This window comes from Microbacterium oxydans (assembly GCF_900095745.1).
Classification (GTDB): domain Bacteria; phylum Actinomycetota; class Actinomycetes; order Actinomycetales; family Microbacteriaceae; genus Microbacterium; species Microbacterium oxydans_B.
Genome location: NZ_FMIR01000011.1, coordinates 45,345 through 62,943, shown reverse-complemented (window position 1 = coordinate 62,943; position 17,599 = coordinate 45,345). Strand labels below are relative to the sequence as shown.

20 protein-coding genes are annotated in these 17,599 nt (G+C 68.4%); 1 reads left to right on the top strand and 19 read right to left on the bottom strand.

Annotated elements, in window-relative coordinates; all coding sequences use genetic code 11:
- Window positions 1–93: 93 nt before the first annotated feature.
- The 13 genes from pheT to infC form a co-directional block, all read right to left on the bottom strand.
- The gene (gene pheT, locus BQ2383_RS04945; RefSeq protein ID WP_091030424.1) at window positions 94–2,604 is read right to left on the bottom strand and encodes a phenylalanine--tRNA ligase subunit beta; all 2,511 of its coding nucleotides are present in this window, start codon (window positions 2,602–2,604) and stop codon (window positions 94–96) included.
- Window positions 2,604–3,644, bottom strand: a complete 1,041-nt coding sequence (pheS, locus tag BQ2383_RS04940; protein WP_091030420.1) for a phenylalanine--tRNA ligase subunit alpha — start codon at window positions 3,642–3,644, stop codon at window positions 2,604–2,606. The genes pheT and pheS overlap by 1 nt, the downstream gene beginning before the upstream one ends.
- Window positions 3,645–3,686: 42 nt before the next feature.
- The gene (locus BQ2383_RS04935; protein WP_091030505.1) at window positions 3,687–4,589 is read right to left on the bottom strand and encodes an amino acid ABC transporter permease; all 903 of its coding nucleotides are present in this window, start codon (window positions 4,587–4,589) and stop codon (window positions 3,687–3,689) included.
- On the bottom strand, window positions 4,586–5,233 hold the full coding sequence (locus tag BQ2383_RS04930) for an amino acid ABC transporter permease (protein WP_091030416.1): 648 nt from the start codon (window positions 5,231–5,233) through the stop codon (window positions 4,586–4,588). Before BQ2383_RS04930 ends, BQ2383_RS04935 begins: the two co-directional genes overlap by 4 nt.
- Window positions 5,234–5,314: 81 nt before the next feature.
- Window positions 5,315–6,229: a glutamate ABC transporter substrate-binding protein gene (locus BQ2383_RS04925; protein WP_091030413.1), complete on the bottom strand. Its 915-nt coding sequence runs from the start codon at window positions 6,227–6,229 to the stop codon at window positions 5,315–5,317.
- A 48-nt stretch (window positions 6,230–6,277) separates the two neighbouring features.
- Entirely contained in the window at window positions 6,278–7,027 is a 750-nt protein-coding gene (locus tag BQ2383_RS04920) for an amino acid ABC transporter ATP-binding protein (protein ID WP_372466466.1), read from the bottom strand.
- A 252-nt stretch (window positions 7,028–7,279) separates the two neighbouring features.
- On the bottom strand, window positions 7,280–8,242 hold the full coding sequence (locus BQ2383_RS04915) for a TAXI family TRAP transporter solute-binding subunit (RefSeq protein ID WP_091030410.1): 963 nt from the start codon (window positions 8,240–8,242) through the stop codon (window positions 7,280–7,282).
- Window positions 8,239–9,615 (bottom strand): sensor histidine kinase, encoded by a 1,377-nt coding sequence (locus tag BQ2383_RS04910; RefSeq protein WP_091030406.1) that lies wholly within the window; start codon window positions 9,613–9,615, stop codon window positions 8,239–8,241. Before BQ2383_RS04910 ends, BQ2383_RS04915 begins: the two co-directional genes overlap by 4 nt.
- 3 nt (window positions 9,616–9,618) lie before the next feature.
- Entirely contained in the window at window positions 9,619–10,290 is a 672-nt protein-coding gene (locus BQ2383_RS04905) for a response regulator transcription factor (protein WP_091030403.1), read from the bottom strand.
- Window positions 10,291–10,325: 35 nt separating this feature from the next.
- Window positions 10,326–11,138, bottom strand: coding sequence for a TrmH family RNA methyltransferase (locus BQ2383_RS04900; protein ID WP_091030501.1), 813 nt, complete (start codon window positions 11,136–11,138; stop codon window positions 10,326–10,328).
- Window positions 11,139–11,222: 84 nt separating this feature from the next.
- A complete protein-coding gene (rplT, locus tag BQ2383_RS04895) occupies window positions 11,223–11,609 on the bottom strand; it encodes a 50S ribosomal protein L20 (protein ID WP_029262486.1) in 387 nt (128 codons plus the stop codon).
- Between the two features lie 35 nt (window positions 11,610–11,644).
- The gene (gene rpmI / locus BQ2383_RS04890; protein WP_017828564.1) at window positions 11,645–11,839 is read right to left on the bottom strand and encodes a 50S ribosomal protein L35; all 195 of its coding nucleotides are present in this window, start codon (window positions 11,837–11,839) and stop codon (window positions 11,645–11,647) included.
- A gap of 72 nt (window positions 11,840–11,911) precedes the next feature.
- A complete protein-coding gene (gene infC / locus BQ2383_RS04885) occupies window positions 11,912–12,562 on the bottom strand; it encodes a translation initiation factor IF-3 (protein WP_091030399.1) in 651 nt (216 codons plus the stop codon).
- Window positions 12,563–12,792: 230 nt separating this feature from the next.
- Here infC and BQ2383_RS04880 point away from each other — a divergent pair, with 230 nt between their 5' ends.
- Window positions 12,793–13,191 carry a DUF1844 domain-containing protein gene (locus tag BQ2383_RS04880; protein ID WP_091030396.1) on the top strand — a complete coding sequence of 133 codons (399 nt, stop codon included), beginning with the start codon at window positions 12,793–12,795 and terminating at the stop codon, window positions 13,189–13,191.
- Here BQ2383_RS04880 and BQ2383_RS04875 read toward each other — a convergent pair whose 3' ends face one another.
- The 6 genes from BQ2383_RS04875 to BQ2383_RS04850 all read right to left on the bottom strand — a co-directional run bounded on the left by BQ2383_RS04875 (window position 13,192) and on the right by BQ2383_RS04850 (window position 17,592).
- Window positions 13,192–13,605: a hypothetical protein gene (locus BQ2383_RS04875; RefSeq protein ID WP_091030392.1), complete on the bottom strand. Its 414-nt coding sequence runs from the start codon at window positions 13,603–13,605 to the stop codon at window positions 13,192–13,194.
- A 24-nt stretch (window positions 13,606–13,629) separates the two neighbouring features.
- Window positions 13,630–14,427, bottom strand: a complete 798-nt coding sequence (locus tag BQ2383_RS04870; RefSeq protein WP_091030389.1) for an SseB family protein — start codon at window positions 14,425–14,427, stop codon at window positions 13,630–13,632.
- Window positions 14,411–15,157: a bifunctional 1-(5-phosphoribosyl)-5-((5-phosphoribosylamino)methylideneamino)imidazole-4-carboxamide isomerase/phosphoribosylanthranilate isomerase PriA gene (priA, locus tag BQ2383_RS04865; RefSeq protein WP_091030386.1), complete on the bottom strand. Its 747-nt coding sequence runs from the start codon at window positions 15,155–15,157 to the stop codon at window positions 14,411–14,413. Before priA ends, BQ2383_RS04870 begins: the two co-directional genes overlap by 17 nt.
- 103 nt (window positions 15,158–15,260) lie before the next feature.
- Window positions 15,261–15,896, bottom strand: a complete 636-nt coding sequence (gene hisH / locus BQ2383_RS04860) for an imidazole glycerol phosphate synthase subunit HisH (protein WP_091030383.1) — start codon at window positions 15,894–15,896, stop codon at window positions 15,261–15,263.
- On the bottom strand, window positions 15,893–16,510 hold the full coding sequence (hisB, locus tag BQ2383_RS04855) for an imidazoleglycerol-phosphate dehydratase HisB (RefSeq protein WP_091030380.1): 618 nt from the start codon (window positions 16,508–16,510) through the stop codon (window positions 15,893–15,895). Before hisB ends, hisH begins: the two co-directional genes overlap by 4 nt.
- Window positions 16,507–17,592: a histidinol-phosphate transaminase gene (locus BQ2383_RS04850; protein ID WP_091030377.1), complete on the bottom strand. Its 1,086-nt coding sequence runs from the start codon at window positions 17,590–17,592 to the stop codon at window positions 16,507–16,509. The genes hisB and BQ2383_RS04850 overlap by 4 nt, the downstream gene beginning before the upstream one ends.
- Window positions 17,593–17,599: the final 7 nt, after the last annotated feature.

The following is a 17,599-nucleotide window of genomic DNA, read 5'->3' as shown; positions in this document are numbered from 1 at the left end:
CAGGAAGCCGACGCGTAAGGAAGTCCTTCCGCTCAGAGCAGAGCGAGACGGGCGCCCCGACCATCGGGGCGCCCGTCTTGAGCGAAGTCGCGCTCAGTCGCGCAGTGCGGCTCCGAAACGCTGGGCAGCGACCTCGACACCGGCGAGCTTGGCCGCCGTGGCCTCGGCTGCCGTGAGCGTACGGTCGTCCGCGCGGAAGCGCAGTGCGAACGTCAGGCTCTTCGAGCCTTCCGGCACACCTTCGCCGCGGTAGTCGTCCACCAGTCGCACCGATTCGAGCAGCGCACCCGCACCCTCGGCGAGTGCGGCCTGCACGTCGGCGGCCGGCACCTCCGCGGGCAGCGTGAGCGAGACGTCCTGGGTGGCGGCGGGGAAAGTCGACAGCGAGGCCGCGACGACCCGCCCACCCGCGAGCGTCAGGATGCGGTCGAGGTCGAGCTCGAGCACGGTCGCGCGTCCGGGGAGATCAGCATCCTCGGCCACGGCGGGGTGCAGCTCGCCGACGTAGCCGACCTCTTCACCGGCCACACGCAGCGATCCGGTACGACCCGGGTGCAGTGCTGCACGCTCAGCCTGAATCACATCGATCTCGACTCCGGCTGCTGCCGCGATCACACGGACCGCGTCCAGCGCCTCGGTCAGGCCGGCGGCCTCGGCGGGGCGTCCGGGCTGACGCGGCGCGACGTGGCCCGTGAGCAGCGCCGAGACGAACCGGTGCTGCGGCGGGATCGAGGAGTTCAATGCCGCGAGTGTCTCGTCCGACGGACGCTCACCCAGCGGCGGCACGTCGTCAGTGCCGTACTCGACACCCGGCTCCGGGAGGAACACGGCACCCGTCTCGAAGATCGCCAGGTCGGTGAGTCCGCGCGAGATGTTGCGGTGCGCGGTCTGCAGCAGGCCAGGGATGAGCGAGCGGCGCAGGAACGGCGCCTGCCCGTCGAGCGGGTTCGCCAGGCGGATGCTCGGCAGGTGCTCTCCCGAGGCGGAGCCGTGGAGGTCGTTCTGCACCTCGGTCGTGAACGGGAACGACGGTGTCTCGACCAGACCGGCGGCCGCGAGTGCGTCGGCCACGCGACGGCGACCCTGCTGATGTGCGGTGAGCCCACGACCGGATGGCGGCGTCGGCAGCACGGAGGGAATGCGGTCGAGGCCGTGGATACGGGCGACCTCCTCGGCGAGCGTCCACTTGTCGGTGAGGTCGGGGCGCCAGGTCGGCGGGATCACGGTCCAGCCGGAGCCGTCCTCCGAAGCGGCGACGTCCGCGCCGATGGTGGTCAGCGCACCGGCGATCTCGTCGTCGGTGTAGTCGACGCCGATGAGTCCCTGCACGAAGCCCGCCGGGAGCGCGATGTCTTCGACGAAGACCTCGGCGAACAGCGCACCGCCCTCTTCGGTCAGAGTGCCACCGGCGAGCTCGACCATCAGGTCGGCGGCCCGGCGCGCGGCCACGAACGGGATGAGCGGGTCGACGCCGCGCTCGAAGCGCTTGGACGCCTCGCTCGGCAGCTTGTGCCGACGTGCCGTACGGGCGATCGTGATCGGGTCGAAGTTCGCCGCCTCGATGAGCACGTTCCGCGTGGTCTCGCTCATCTCGGTGGTGCCGCCGCCCATGACGCCGGCCAGACCGATCGGGCCGGACCCGTCGGTGATGAGCAGGTCTTCGACGTGCAGAGCGCGTTCGACGCCGTCGAGGGTGGTCATCTTCTCGCCGGGGGTGGCACGGCGGACCGTGATTCCACCCGCGAGCTTGTCGAGGTCGTAGCCGTGCAGCGGCTGCCCCAGCTCGAGCATCACGTAGTTGGTGATGTCGATCAGGATGCCGAGCGAGCGCATGCCCGCGAGGCTGAGCCGCGCGATCATCCACGGCGGGGTCGGACGCGAGGGGTCGACGTCACGCACGACGCGGGTCACGAACTCACTCGCACCGACACGGCCGCGCACGGGGGCGACGTCGTCGACCACGGTGGTGTGCCCGGTGCCGGGCTGCAGCTCCGCGAAGTCGCGCTCCGCCGGGTCGCGGAAAGTCGCCCCCGTGGCGTGCGCGTACTCGCGGGCGACACCGCGCAGAGAGAAGGCATAACCGCGGTCGGGCGTGACGTTGATCTCGACCGCGACGTCGTCGAGGCCCAGCAGGGCGATCGCGTCGGCACCGACGGGCGCGTCGATGCCGAGGTCGGAGAGCACGACGATGCCGTTGTGCTCGTCGCCGAGGCCCAGCTCGCGCGCCGAGGCGATCATGCCGTCGGAGACGTGACCGTAGGTCTTGCGGGCGGCGATCGGGAACGGCCCCGGCAACACGGCGCCGGGCAGGGTGACGACGACCTTGTCTCCGGCGACGAAGTTGTGCGCGCCGCAGACGATCCCGCGGATGCCGCCGTTCGCCTCGCCCACATCGACCTGGCACCAGTTGATGGTCTTGCCGTTGGACTGCGGCTCGGCCTCGATCGAGACGACCTGCCCGACGACGACGGGACCTGCGATCTCGAAGCGATGCACGTCCTCCTCTTCGAAGCCGACGGTCACCAGTGCCGCGAGGACATCCTCGGGCGTGGCATCCGCTGCCAGATCGACGTACTCACGCAACCACGAAAGCGGGACGCGCATCACACCACCATCCCGAACTGCTCGCTGAAACGGACATCACCCTCGGCCATGTCGCGCATGTCCTGCACGTCGCTGCGGAACATCAGTCCCCGCTCGATGCCCATGCCGAACGCGAAGCCGCTGTACACCTCGGGGTCGATCCCCGCCGCGCGCAGCACGTTCGGGTTGACCATGCCGCAGCCGCCCCACTCGATCCAGCGCGCGCCGCCCTTGAAGGTCGGGTGCCACAGGTCGAGCTCGGCGGAGGGCTCGGTGAAGGGGAAGTAGTTGGTGCGGAAGCGCGTCTCGGCCTCGGGGCCGAAGAGCTGCTTCGCGAAGTGATCGAGCGTGCCCTTGAGGTGCGCCATCGTGATGCCCTTGTCGATCACGAGACCCTCGAACTGCGTGAACACCGGCAGGTGCGTGGCGTCGAACTCGTCGGTCCGGTACACCCGTCCCGGGCAGAGCACATAGATCGGCACCTCACGGTCGAGCATCGACCGCACCTGCACCGGGCTCGTGTGCGTGCGCATCACGAGGTGACGCGAGGGCGGGTCGACGTAGAACGTGTCCTGCTCCTGGCGGGCGGGGTGGTCGACGTCGAAGTTCAGGGCGTCGAAGTTGAACCACTCGTGCTCCAGCTCCGGTCCCTCCGCGATCTCCCAGCCCATGCCGACGAAGATGTCGCAGACCTGGTCCTGGAGCAGCGTGAGCGGATGCCGGGCGCCCACCCGAGTGCGCGAGGGCACGGCGGTGATGTCGATGCGCTCGGACTCGAGGCGCGAGGCGACCTCTGCGGCGGACAGCTCGGCCTCCTTGGCGGCGAGCGCCTGCGTGACCTGTCCGCGCCCCTGGCCCACGAGCTTGCCGAACGCGGCCTTGTTCTCGGGGGCGACCTGGCGCATCGAGGCGTTCAGGACCGCGAGCGGCGAACCCTCCGCGACATGTGCGGCACGAGCCGCCTTCAGCTCGGCGGTGTCTGCGGCCGCGGCGATCGCCGCGAGGGCGTCGGCGACAGCGGCTTCGACCGCTTCCGGGGTGATTTCAGGAGACTCTGACACGAGAATCGAGTCTACCGGGGGCGCGCAGGTCCCTTTCGCGGATCAGCGCGTCGGCTCGGCGCCGTCCCCCTGCAGCACGATGAGCGAGGTGTTCGTCTCGCCGCCGTGCTGACGGGGATCGGGCACGGCGGGTCCGGCCTTCGGCGAGCGCTTGGCGCGACGCTGCAGACGGTAGGCGACGTAGGAGAGCAGGAGACACACGGCCACGTACATCGATCCGCCGATGATCGCGGCGGGGATCAGGGGCGACCCGTAGGGCGCCTGGTTGCCGATCTGGTTGATGACGTAGAGGAGTTCCTGATACGTGATGATGAAGCCGAGCGCGGTGTCCTTCAGCGCGACGACGAGCTGCGCGATGATGACGGGCATCATGGCCCGCACCGCCTGCGGGATCAGGATGAAGTACATCACCCCGGTCTTGCGCAGTCCGATCGCGTAACCCGCTTCCTGCTGTCCGCGAGGAAGCGACTCGATGCCGGCGCGCAGCACCTCGGCGAGGACCGACCCGTTGTAGACGATGAGCGCGATGACGACCGCCCAGTACGGCGGCATCTTCACACCGAGCACGGGCAGGCCGTAGTACAGCAGCATCATCAGCACGAGGACGGGCACGGCCCGGAGCACCTCGATGATCCAGCGGACCGGCTCACGCACCCAGGCATGCTCCGAGAGACGACCGATGCCGAGGACGAAGCCGAGGATGATCGAGCCGACTCCGGCGGCACCGAAGGCCGCCAGCGTGGCCAGCAGTCCTTCACCGAAACGGACCCAGACGGCGGAGAACGTGAAGATGTTCCACTTCTCGGCGGTGAACTGCCCGGTGGCGAACAGCCGCCACACGACCCAGCCGAGCACGGCGAGGACGACGACGACCGTCGCGACTCCGATGAGACGGTTGCGGGCGATGGCCCGGGGGCCGGGGACGTCGAACAGGACGGAACTCATCGCGCGATCCTCCACTTGTTCTCGAGCGTGCGCTGCACCCATGCGAGCAGCAGCACCAGCACCACGAAGATGACCATGACCCACAGCAGGACGACGAGGGCGTTCTCGCCGCGCTCGCTGAGTGCCGCGCGGATGGTGCCGAGGTTGACGACCGAGAAGCCGGCCGCCACCGTGGTGTTCTTCATGAGGGCGATCAGTACGCTCATCATCGGCGGGACCACCGAGCGCGTGGCCTGCGGCAGGATGACGTAGCGCATGACCTGGCCGAAGTTGAGGCCGATCGCCCGCGCCGCCTCGGCCTGCCCGACCGGCACCGTGTTGATGCCGGCCCGCAGAGCCTCAGCGACGTAGGTCGCCGTGTAGAGCCCGAGCGCGATGACCGCCAGCAGCAGGGCGTTCACCCGCTCGCCGAGAAGGATCGGCAGGCAGAACGCGAAGAAGAACATGACGAGGGTGAGCGGGGTGTTGCGGATCCAGTTCACGTAGATGCCGCCGACTGCCCGGGCGATCGGCACCGGGGAGACCCGGGCCGCTCCCACGATCAGTCCCAGCACCAGGGCGATGAGGCCGCCGCCCAGGAACAGCACGATCGTTCCCCACAGTGCTTCACCCCAGAGATCGAGGTGGTCGCTGATGACTCCCACGGCTGCTCCTGTCGATTCGTGTTCTCGCGATGACCCTGCTGATGGAGGGGGCGGCCGATGGTGTCGGCCGCCCCCTCTCGATCAACCGATCGGGTCGACCTCAGGCTGGGTCGCCTTGACGCCGGAGGCACCGAGGTTGTTGTCGAAGATCTGCTGCCAGATGTCGCCACCGTCGGTCAGCTGGGTGTTGAAGTACTCGGCCAGAGCGTCATCGCCCTTGGCGAGGCCGATGCCGTAGCGCTCCTCGCTGAACGGCTCGCCGACGACCTTGAGCTTCTCCGGGTCCTGAGCCGCGTAGCCGATGAGGATCGCCTCGTCGGTGGTGACGGCATCCACCTGCCCGTTCTTGAGGTCCTCGACGCACTTCGAGTACGTGTCGTACTCCTTGGTCGGGACATCCGGGTAGTTGGTGTTGATGTTCTGGATCGGCGTCGAGCCGGTCACGGAGCAGACCGTGGTCGAGTCGTTCAGGTCGTCCACGCTCTCGATGTCGCTGTCGGCGCCGACGAGCAGGCCCTGTCCGGTCAGGAAGTAGGGGCCGGCGAAGGAGATCTGCTCCTTGCGCTTGTCGGTGATCGAGTAGGTGCCGACGTAGTAGTCGATGTCACCGTTCACGATCGCCTGCTCGCGGTTCGCCGAGGCGATCGCCGTGAACTCGATCGTCTCCGGGTCGACCCCGAGCGATGCCGCCATCCAGCGGGCGATGTCGACGTCGAAGCCCGTACGGTCGCCGGTGACCGGGTCGAGGTAGCCGAGGCCCGGCTGGTCTTCCTTCACGCCGACCTTGATCGTGCCGGAGGACGAGATCCGATCGAACGTCGGGCTCCCGTCGATGCTGACATCCTCGAGGACCGTCCACGGCGTGCCGGAGGTCTCCTCCTCGCCGCCGTCTTCCGGGGCTCCCGAGCTCGACGGCGTGCCGCTGTTGCAGGCCGTGAGCGCGAGCAGTGCCACCGCTGCGATTCCGATGCCTGCCAGTGTCCGTGTGCGTCGCATGTGCGTCTCCTTCGTGTGCTGTGTGTGCAGGGTCTGTGTGATCGGGCGTCAGTGCGTGAGGAGCTTCGAGAGGAAGTCCTTGGCACGGTCGCTCTTCGGGTGCGTGAAGAACTCCTCAGGAGTCGCCTCCTCCACGATCCGCCCGTCGGCCATGAAGACCACGCGGTCGGCCGCCTTCCGCGCGAAGCCCATCTCGTGCGTAACGACGATCATGGTCATGCCCTCGTGGGCCAGCTCGACCATCACGTCGAGGACCTCGTTGATCATCTCGGGGTCGAGCGCGCTGGTCGGCTCGTCGAAGAGCATGACCTTGGGCTGCATCGCGAGCGCCCGGGCGATCGCCACGCGCTGCTGCTGGCCACCGGAGAGCTGCGCCGGGAGCTTGGATGCCTGCTGTGCGACGCCGACGCGCTCGAGCAGGATCATCGCCTCCTTCTCGGCATCCGCCTTCTTGAGGCCGCGGACCTTCATCGGCCCCAGGGTCACGTTCTCGAGGATCGTGAGGTGGGCGAACAGGTTGAAGGACTGGAACACCATGCCGACGTCCGCACGGAGGTGGGCGAGGCCCTTGCCCTCAGCGGGGAGCTCTTTGCCGTCGATCCGGATCGTGCCGCTGGTGATCGTCTCGAGCCGGTTGATCGTGCGACACAGGGTCGACTTGCCGGAGCCGGACGGGCCGATCACGACGACGACCTCGCCCGAGTTGACCGTGAGGTCGATGTCGGCGAGAGCTTGGAAATCTCCGTAGTGCTTCTGGACGTTCTCGACCACGACGAGGGGTGTATCAGAGGTCATCATTTCTCCAAACTAGCCACGTCGGACGCGGGTCTCCAGGCGCCTCGGTGAGATTTACACGTTCGTAATCACCTGATCGCGGTACCAATGCTGCTTTGCATGGGTACCCCATGGCCCGCCCCCACGGGCCGCGGGATCGTCCTGCGGCCTCACCCCCAGCGACAGCTGAGCTGCAGGATCCGATCGCGCGCGATCGACATCACACTGGCAGAGCCTCCGGCCCGGTGTCAGACTTCTTGAGGATTTCTTGAGCAGTCAGCCGCGCAGGTCCCGGTAGTACTCGACCGCGCCCGGATGCAGCGGGACCGGGCCGGTGAAGATCGCCGATCGACGATCCAGCAGCGCGGCGGTCGGAACCTCCCCTGCGATCCGCAGGCGGGCATCGAACAGTCCGGTCAGGATGTCGTGCGCGACCCCGTCCGGGGTCGAGGAGCTCGTGACGAGATAGTTCGGGACGGCCATGGTCGGCGCCGAGGCGGCGATGCCGTAGGTGCCGGCGGGCACATCGGCGGGTCGATAGGCATCCGAGTACCGATCGTTCACCTCGTTCACCCAGTCCTGCTCGATCGGGAGCAGGCGCACGGATGTCGTCTGCGAGAGCGCCGCGATTCCCGGTGTCGGCAGCCCGCCCACCCAGAAGAAGCCGTCGATCTCGCCGCGCTCCATCGCTGCGATCGATTCGCCGAGGTCGAGCTGGGGATCACGGAGAGACCCGATGCCGACACCGGCGGCGTCGAGCACGCGAGCCGCGATCACGTTCACCCCGGAGTTCTCGGCACCGAGGGAGACCGTCCGCCCCGCGAGATCGGGGAGGCTCATCACATCGGAGTCGCCACGCACCACGACCTGCACGTACTCGTCGTAGAGACGCGCCAGAGCGCGTACCTGAAGGGGCTCGTCGAAGGCACCGGTTCCCGCCACCGCATCGGCTGCCGCATCGCCCTGCGCGAAGCCGATCAGCGCCTCGCCGGAGTCCACACGCAGCAGGTTGTCCACAGACCCGGCTGTCTCCTGCCCCACGATCCTGATGTCCAGTCCGGCAGAGAGCTCGTCGGCGAGATGGGTGCCGTAGTCGTAATAGACGCCCGTGGAGCCGCCGGCCGCGATCGCGTATTCGGCGTCGGTCCACTCGCTCGCGCGCTGGCTGCAGGCGACGAGCGCCCCGACCATCATGACCGAGAGGATTCCGGCGATCACCCGCCGCGCCACGGCCGTCATGGAGTCGTCCTGTCGGGGAGCAGCAGCACGACCTCGAGCCCGCCGCCGTCGGCCGCTGCCACCGCCACCTCGCCGCCGACCGTCGCCAGCAGGTCGCTCGCGATCGCGAGCCCGAGCCCGGAGCCCGGCGTGTCCGCGCTCTCGGCGCTCCGCCAGAACCTGTCGGTCGCCGCCGCCGCCTGCTCGGCGCTCAGCCCCGGACCCTGATCGCGGACCGTGATCCGGCAGACGTCGCCCTCGCGATGCGCGCCGATGCCGATCCACGCGCCGTCCGGCGAGAACTTCACGGCGTTGTCGATCACCGCGTCCAGCGCGCTCTCCACGACCGTGCGGTCGGTCACGCTCATCACCGACGGCTCCCCCGTCGAACGCAGGGCGATCCCCCGCTGCCCGGCCACGTCGCGCCAGGCGTCGAGACGGCGAGCAGACAGCGTCGCGAGGTCGACGGCGGAGATCGTGATGTCCGCGCGCCCGCCTCGGGCGAGGCCGAGCAGCGTCTCGAGGATCCGCGTCATCCGGCGCCCCTCCTCCCTCGTCTCCTCCACATCGTCACGCCATTCCCGCCCGAGCCCGGTCGCGAGGTGCTCCACGCGCAGGAGCAGCGCGTTGAGCGGATTGCGCAACTCGTGCGACGCGTTGAGCGCGAACTCCTGCTGCCGCGTCATGACGCGCTCGATCTGGTCGGCCATGCCGTTGAAGACCTGGGCCATGCGACGGAGCTCCGGTGGTCCCGCATCCTCGGGGACACGCGCGTCCATCTCCCCCCGCTCGATGGCCACCATCGCCTCGTCCAGCCGCCTCACCGGCGACAGCACCCATCGGGCGAGCCGGAAGACGAGCAGCACGCCCAGCGCGATCAGCACGAGAGCGATGGCCGAGATGACCAGAAGCTGCTGCGCGATCGCGGCTCGTGGGGCGTCGACGTCTCCGGCGACCAGCACCGCACCGATCACGTCGCCGTCGTCGAAGACCGGCTCCGCCAGCGCGGCATCCGCCACCGTCCAGGGGAACACGGCCGCCGGTTGCTCGGCGCGTCGTCCGGAGAGTGCCAGCCGCACCCGCTCCGCGTCCTCCTCCGCGAGCACGGCCGAGCCGTGCTCCCCCGCCGCCCAGGGCGCACCGCCGAGATCGAACACCGTCACCTCGATGCCGTACACCTCCTCGAAGCGGTCGACCTCGGCGTCGATCACCGCTGAGCTGCCGGAACGCAGCGACTGACGCGCGCTCGTGACGAAGTAGCCGAGGTCACCGAGCTGTTGGGCATAGAAGGACTGCTGCACGCTCTGTGCCGCACTCCATCCGGCCGCACCGCCGAGGGCGACGAGGATGACCACGAGCGGCACGAGGAAGACGATGACCAGACGCCGACGCATGACTCAGGACCCCGCGAGGCGGTAGCCGACTCCGCGCACGGTCTCGATCACACCACGGGATCGGGTCTTCTTCCTGATCGCCCCGACGTGCACCTCGAGGGAATGCCCGAAGCCCCGCCAGTCCGTGTTCCACACCTCGCGGATGAGACGCTCCTTGGGAACCGCCACCCCGGGATAGCGCGCGAGCACCGCGATGATGTCGAACTCCTTGCGGGTGAGCTCGATCGGCACACCGTCGACCAGCACCTGCCTCCCGACGAGGTCGATCTCCAGTGAGCCCCCGAGGAGCCGTACCCGCGCGTCGGACTCCGGTCGCATCGGCCGTGAGCGTCGGGTCACAGCCTCGATCCTGGCCAGAAGCTCATGCACGTCGTAGGGCTTGACCACGAAGTCGTCGGCGCCGGCGCGCAATCCCTTGATGCGCTCGGCGACCTGGTTGCGCGCGGTCACGATCATGATCGGAACCTCGGAGCGTCCACGGATACGACGGCACAGGTCGACGCCGTCCACGTCGGGGAGCCCCAGGTCGAGGAGCACGACCTCGGTGTCGGCGCCGAGGAGATCCAGCGCCGAGGCCCCATCGCAGGCGCGCACCGTCGCATAGCCCGACCGCGCGAGGAACGCTTCGAGCGCCGCAGCGACACGGTCGTCGTCTTCGACGATCAGAATCCTCATCGACCCTGCTACCCGCTTCCTTCGTCGGCCGGATGTCAGCCGACAGACGTCGCCCGCTGCGCGAAGGCGCTCTCGTACAGGCACACGCTGGCAGCGGTCGCCAAGTTGAGGGACTCCGCCTTGCCGAAGATCGGCAGCCGCAGCACCTGGTCGGCCAGGGCGAGAGCATCGTCTTCCAGACCACGCGCCTCGTTGCCGAAGAGCCATCCCGTCGGCTCGGCGAGCACGCCCTCCGCCCGGGCCTCCAGCAGGTCGTCGCCCTTCACGTCGGCCGCCAGGATGCGCAGACCTGCGGCATGCGCGCGCTTCACGACGTCGGCGAGATCTCCCCCGACCGAAACCGGGAGGTGGAACAGCGAGCCGGTCGTGGCACGCACGACCTTCGGGTTGTAGGGGTCGACGGTACGACCGGTCAGCACGACGGCATCCGCGCCCGCCGCATCAGCCGCCCGGATGATCGTGCCCAGGTTCCCGGGATCGCGCACCTCTTCGCAGATGGCCACGAGACGCGGCGAGGCATCGAAGATGTCGCGCACCGAGGTCGGGGTCTGCTGGACGACGGCGACGAGGCCCTGCGGAGTGACGGTGTCGGCCATCGCGTTCAGCACGTATTCGGTGACGTACTCGACATCGATGTCGGCGTCGGCGGCCTTCGCGCGGATGTCCGGATGCTTCTCCCACCCGCTCGGCGTCGCGAACAGCTCGACGATCGCCTCCGGGCGGTACGTGAGCGCCTCACGCACCGACTGCGGACCTTCCAGCAGGAACAGGCCCGTCTCGGTTCGCGCACTGCGCTTGGTCAGCTTCGCGACGGCACGGACTCGGGGCGAACGGGGGTTCTCCAGCACGTTCACAGTCTAGGGTCCCTGCGGACGCCGGATACGCGAAACGGGCGCCTCCCCGAAGGGAGGCGCCCGTTTGAAGCGAGATGCTTACGCAGCCGACTTCGGTGCGTTGACGTCGGAGGGCAGAGCCTTCTTCGCCGTCTCGACCAGCGTCGTGAACGTGGCAGCGTCGTTGACCGCGAGGTCGGCGAGCATACGACGGTCGACGGTGACACCCGCGAGGCCGAGGCCCTGGATGAAGCGGTTGTACGTGATGCCGTTCTGGCGAGCCGCAGCGTTGATGCGCTGGATCCAGAGGCGACGGAAGTCACCCTTGCGCTTGCGACGGTCACGGTACGAGTAGACCAGCGAGTGGATGACCTGCTCTTTGGCCTTGCGGTAGAGGCGCGAACGCTGACCGCGGTAACCCTTTGCGCGCTCGAGGATGACCCGGCGCTTCTTGTGGGCGTTTACTGCCCGCTTGACTCTTGCCATTTTCCTGTGTTCCTATTCGTGCGTTCGGGCGCGCGTCAGCGGCCGAGAAGCTTCTTCGCGACCTTGGTGTCAGCCTTCGAGAGCACCTGGTCCTGGTTCAGACGACGGGTGCGACGGCTCGACTTGTGCTCGAGGTTGTGGCGCATCCCGGCCTGCTGCTTCTTCAGCTTGCCGCTGCCGGTGATCTTGAAGCGCTTCTTAGCACCCGAGTGGGTCTTCTGCTTCGGCATCTTCTCTTCCTTCGTATGGCGCCTTCTCAGGCGACGGTGTCAACCCGCGGTGCGGGAGTTCTGGGGGCGGATCTACTCCGCTGCAGCTTCCGCCGGTGCGTCGGTATCGCTCTTGGCGTCGCGGGCGGCCTGCTTGTTCGCTGCGCGCTGCGCGTCGCGAACCGCGTTCTGCTCCTGCTTCGCTTCGGACTTGCTCTTCAGCGGAGCCACGATCATGACCATGTTGCGACCGTCGATGGTCGGGTTCGACTCGACCGTTCCGAGCTCGGCCACGTCTTCGGCGAACTTGCGCAGCAGACGAACGCCCTGCTCCGGACGCGACTGCTCGCGACCGCGGAACAGGATCATGGCCTTGACCTTGTCGCCGGCCTTGAGGAAGCCCTCGGCACGCTTGAGCTTGGTCGTGTAGTCATGAGCCTCGATCTTCAGACGGAAGCGGACTTCCTTGAGGATCGTGTTCGCCTGGTTGCGGCGAGCTTCCTTGTCCTTCTGGGCGGCCTCGTACTTGAACTTGCCGTAGTCCATGATCTTGACGACGGGCGGCTTCGAGTTGGGGGCGACCTCGACGAGGTCGAGATCGGCTTCCTGCGCGAGGCGCAGCGCTGCCTCGATGCGGACGACGCCGATCTGCTCACCCGCGGGGCCGACGAGGCGGACCTCGGGGACGCGGATGCGCTCATTGGTACGGGGATCGCTGATGCGGAACTCCTTAGACGATGTGATTCGGCCACCGCGACGCTGTCTGCATCACGGGCGAAATCGGAATCGTCCCACCCACCGGCAGTCAGACGCCGGCTCCGCACCCTACCTGCCGGGTCCGTCTTGCGGACGGAGCCGGTGGAGTGCAAGACCCGGTAGCCTGGAACGGCAAGCGCGGGTGGGAAGTGAATCCTCTTTCGATCCGGAGCATAACGCTCCGGAGCCCGCCAAAGTCTAACAGAAAGCAAGGCGAAGTGACGAACCAGGCACCGGACGAGGCCGCACGCGAGCGCGAAGAGCGCTGGGCACGTCAGGAGGAGGCCGCGTCGTCGGCCACTCGAGACATCGCCGACGTACCCGCGGTCGAGGTGATCACCACGGCGGCCGTGCACCTCATGAGCGCGGGAGCGGTCAAGCTCGGCCTCGCCGACGATCCTGACGCGGCGGCACAGCTCGACCTCGACGAGGCTCGCAAGCTCATCAACGCCCTCGCCGGGCTCATCACGGCCGGCGCCCCCGAGATCAGCGACATGCACGCGCGCTCGCTCCGCGACGGACTCCGCTCCCTGCAGCTCGCCTTCCGCGAGGCCTCCTCGATCCCCGACCCCATCGGCAAGGGCCCGGGCGAGAAGTGGACCGGGCCGGTCAACTAGTCAGGGTTCGAGGACGATCGGATCCGCGGTGGAGGGTCCGCCGCACGGCTCATCGGAATGCGTCCACGCGATCGACTCCTCAGACTCGTGGATGAGCGTGTTCTGGGCGTCGAACAGGCGGATCTCGACGACCTCGGGCGTCGACATGTCGAACCCGAGCGCCCACGTCCCGTCGTCCTGAGGCGTCGCCATGAACAGGTTTGTCGATGAGGTCGGCTCGGTACCCGGTGCCGGCGAGCACTCCCCCTCGACGCAGAACTGGACTCCCGCTGCGCCCGGGACTGCACTCGCATCGAGGGTTGCTCCGTTGAACCAGCCGATGGCTGGGCAGGCCAGGGCACAGCCTGAGCCGCCCGTGACAGCGCCGCCGAGAAGAGCGACGACCGCGATGGTGCGCAGGAGACGTCGGGACATGCCCCCGATCGTAGCGAAGCGTGATCAGATGCTGCGGCGGAGCTTGACCGTGAGGGAGTCCGCGAGCACAGCGATGCGGTCGTCCGATGCCCAGCGCTGAGCCAGACGCGAGAGCACGGCATCGAGCACCTCGCGTTCCAGGCCGTCGACGAGTTCCAGGACGACGATCAGCTCGGGGCCACGCAGACGCGCGTCGGGGTCACCGGACGCCACCGCCACGTCGATCACGGCCAGTTCGTGGGCCACGCTCTCCTGGAGCGCGGTGTAGACCTCGGTGGAGAGGAAGCTCGGCTCCCAGGCATGTTCCTGAGCGATTGCCCACACGGCCGGTCGCCGGATGACGAATTCCGTGTCGGAGGTCGGATCGAGCACGATCAGGTCGGTGTCGTCGGCCGACGCCGCCAGCGCGGCACGGAGCGCCTCCACGGGGATCGGGCGCGCCGCGGGATCCCACTTCTGCATCGCCTCGACCGAGGAGAACACCGGCTGCACCCGCCGCCCGTCGGGAGCCGCGACCGTGACGATCGACAGCTCCTGCGTCTTGTCGACGGCGAGACCGTTCGGGGCGATGCCTTCCTCGCCCTTCTCGGCGATCAGGGGGACCAGCACGCGAGCGGAGCGGAAGGCGTCGACGACCTCGACCTGACTGCCCTCACCCGCGCGGAAACGCAGGAGGGCGGCCAGCAGCGCGGGGTCGGCCGAACCGTCGTCCCCGGCGTGCGGATTCGACTCGAAGCTGCGCCCCTCCCAGGGGACTCCGGCCGAGTCGCCGTGGTTGTGCGGCTCCGGCCCGCAGGCGTGCGCGTCAGTCTCCTGCGACATCCAGTGCCTCAGCCAGCGTGAATGCACCGGCGTACAGGGCCTTGCCGACGATCGCACCCTCGACACCCAGCGGCACGAGCTCACGAAGCGCGGCGATGTCGTCGAGGTTGGAGATGCCCCCGGAGGCGACGACCGGCTTCGGCGTGCGCGAGGTCACCTCGCGAAGGAGTTCGAGGTTCGGGCCGCGGAGCGTGCCGTCCTTGGTCACGTCGGTGACGACGTAGCGGCTGCAGCCGGCGTCTTCCAGGCGGTCCAGGACCTCCCAGAGGTCGCCGCCCTCCTTCGTCCATCCGCGTGCGGCGAGCGTGGTGCCGCGCACGTCGAGGCCCACAGCGATCGCCTCGCCGTAACGACCGATCACGTCGGCGGCCCACTCGGGGTTCTCCAGTGCGGCCGTGCCGAGGTTGATCCGAGTGGCGCCGCTCTCGAGGGCGGCCTCGAGGGTCGCGTCGTCACGGATGCCACCGGAAAGCTCGATGTTGACGCCCTTGAACTGCTTGATGACCTTGCGCAGGATCGGCGCGTTGCTCCCGCGACCGAACGCGGCGTCGAGGTCGACGAGGTGGATCCACTTCGCACCCTGTGCGGCCCACTCCCCTGCGGCGTCGAGCGGGTCGCCGTAGCTCGTCTCGGTTCCGGCCTCGCCCTGGGTGAGGCGGACGGCCTTGCCCCCGGCGACATCGACCGCGGGAAGGAGCGTGAGCGAGGGAGACTGTGCGAAGTCGTTCATGGGGTCCTTGGCTAGGGAAGGTCTGCAGCCCGGAACGGGCACGAGAACCGAGGGTAGTCCGCCGGACGGCGGGTGACAAAACGGATGACGTCCGCCGTGGGCGTCAGAGGCTCCCGACCCAGTTGCGCAGCAGCTGGATGCCCGCTTCACCCGACTTCTCGGGGTGGAACTGGGTCGCCGAGAGCGGACCGTTCTCGACGGCGGCGAGGAAGGGGTCGCCGTAGGTCGTCCAGGTCAGCACGGGTTCGGGGAACGGCGGGATCACGTCGAGCTCCCAGGACTGGGCCGCGTAGGAGTGCACGAAGTAGAAGCGCTCGTGCTCCAGGCCACGGAAGAGCACGCTGTCGGCACCGGGCTCGACGGTGTTCCAGCCCATGTGCGGCAGCACGGGTGCGTTGAGCTCGGTGACCGCGCCGGGCCACTCGCCGAGGCCCGCGGTGTCGTGGCCCCGCTCGACGCCATGCTCGAAGAGCACCTGCATGCCGACGCAGATCCCGAGCACCGGTCGTCCACCGGCCAGACGACGGTCGATGATCTCGTCGCCGCCGTGCGCGTGGAGCGCGTCACGGACCGCCTGGAACGCGCCGACACCGGGAACCAGGAGACCGTCGGCCTCGAGCGCGACCTTGCGGTCGCGGGTCAGCACGGCATCCGCTCCGGCCGCAGCCAATGCCTTGACGGCCGAATGGACGTTTCCCGACTCGTAGTCGAAGACGGCGACGCGGGGACTCTGGCTCACAGTGCGCCCTTGGTGGACGGGATGCCGTCGACGAGTGGGTCGAGTGCTTTGGCCTCGCGGAACGCGCGGGCGAACGCCTTGTACTCCGCCTCGGCGATGTGGTGCGGGTCGCGGCCGCCGAGCACGCGGACGTGGACCGTCAGCGCGGCGTTGAAGGTGATCGCCTCGAACGAGTGCCGCACCAGCGAACCGGTGAAGTGCCCGCCGATGAGGTGGTGCTCGAAACCGGCGGGCTCGCCGGTGTGCACGAGGTACGGACGTCCAGAGATGTCGACGACCGCCTGCGCGAGCGCCTCGTCGAGCGGCACGAGCGCGTCGCCGTAACGGGAGATGCCGGACTTGTCACCCAGCGCCTCGAGGATCGCCTGTCCGAGCACGATGGACACGTCTTCGACGGTGTGGTGCGCGTCGATGTCGGTGTCGCCCGAAGCGCGCACGGTCAGGTCGGTCAGCGAGTGCTTCGCGAAGGCGGTGAGCATGTGGTCGAAGAACGGGACCGAGGTGTCGATGCGGCTCGCTCCGGTGCCGTCGAGGTTCAGCTCGAGTTCGACGGTGGACTCCGACGTGCTGCGTACGCGGCTCGCGGTGCGCGGGGTCGGTGACGGGGTGCTCATGATGCCGATCCTATCGAGGCCAGAGCATCGAGGAACGCGGTGGTCTCGGCCTCGGTGCCCGCGCTGACCCTGAGGTGACCGGGGATTCCGACGTCGCGCACCAGCACACCGCGATCGTAGAGCTGCTGCCAGGTCGCATGCGGATCGGCGACGCCGCCGAAGAGGACGAAGTTCGACCAGGATTCGTGCGGCGCATAGCCGAGAGCCTCGAGGGTCGCGGTGATGCGATCGCGCTGTTCGACGATCTCCTCGACCATGCCGAGCATCACATCGGAATTGCGCAGAGCGGCGACGGCCGCAGCCTGCGTGAGTGTGCTCAGGTGATAGGGCAGGCGTACCAGACGCAGCGCATCGATGAACGTCGGGTCGGCGGCAAGATATCCGACCCGCGCACCGGCGAAGGCGAAGGCCTTGCTCATCGTGCGGGAGACCGCCAGGCGCGGACGCCCCTCGAGCAGTGTCAGCGCGGAAGCCGCGTCGCGCGGTGCGAACTCCTGGTAGGCCTCGTCGACGATCACGATGCCTCGCGCCGCTTCGTAGACGGCCTCGACGACGTCCAGGCCGAGCGGGGTGCCGGTGGGGTTGTTCGGCGTGCACAGGATGATGACGTCGGGGTCGGCCGCGCGCACCTGCTCCGCCGCTTCCTCCGGTGTGATCGTGTAGTCGGGTTGCCTCGTCCCGGGGATCCAGCGTGCACCGGTGCCCTGCGCGATCAGTGGGTACATGGAGTAGGTCGGCGCGAATCCGAATGCCGTGCGTCCGGGCCCCCCGAAGGCCTGCAGGATGTGCTGGAGCACCTCGTTCGAGCCGTTGCCTGCCCAGATCTGCTCCGGGGAGAGGCCGTGCCCCAGGTACTCCGCGAACGACTCGCGAAGAGTGGTGAACTCCCGGTCGGGATAACGGTTCACATCGCGGATCGCGAGCGCGATGTCGTCGAGAATGTCACTCGCCACCGCGTCCGGGATGGGATGCGTGTTCTCGTTCACGTTGAGAGCGATCGGGAGCGGCGCCTGCGGAGCACCGTACGGCGTCAGTCCGCGAAGATCGTCACGTAGCGGGAGATCGTTGAGGGAGAAGGTCACCCTTCCC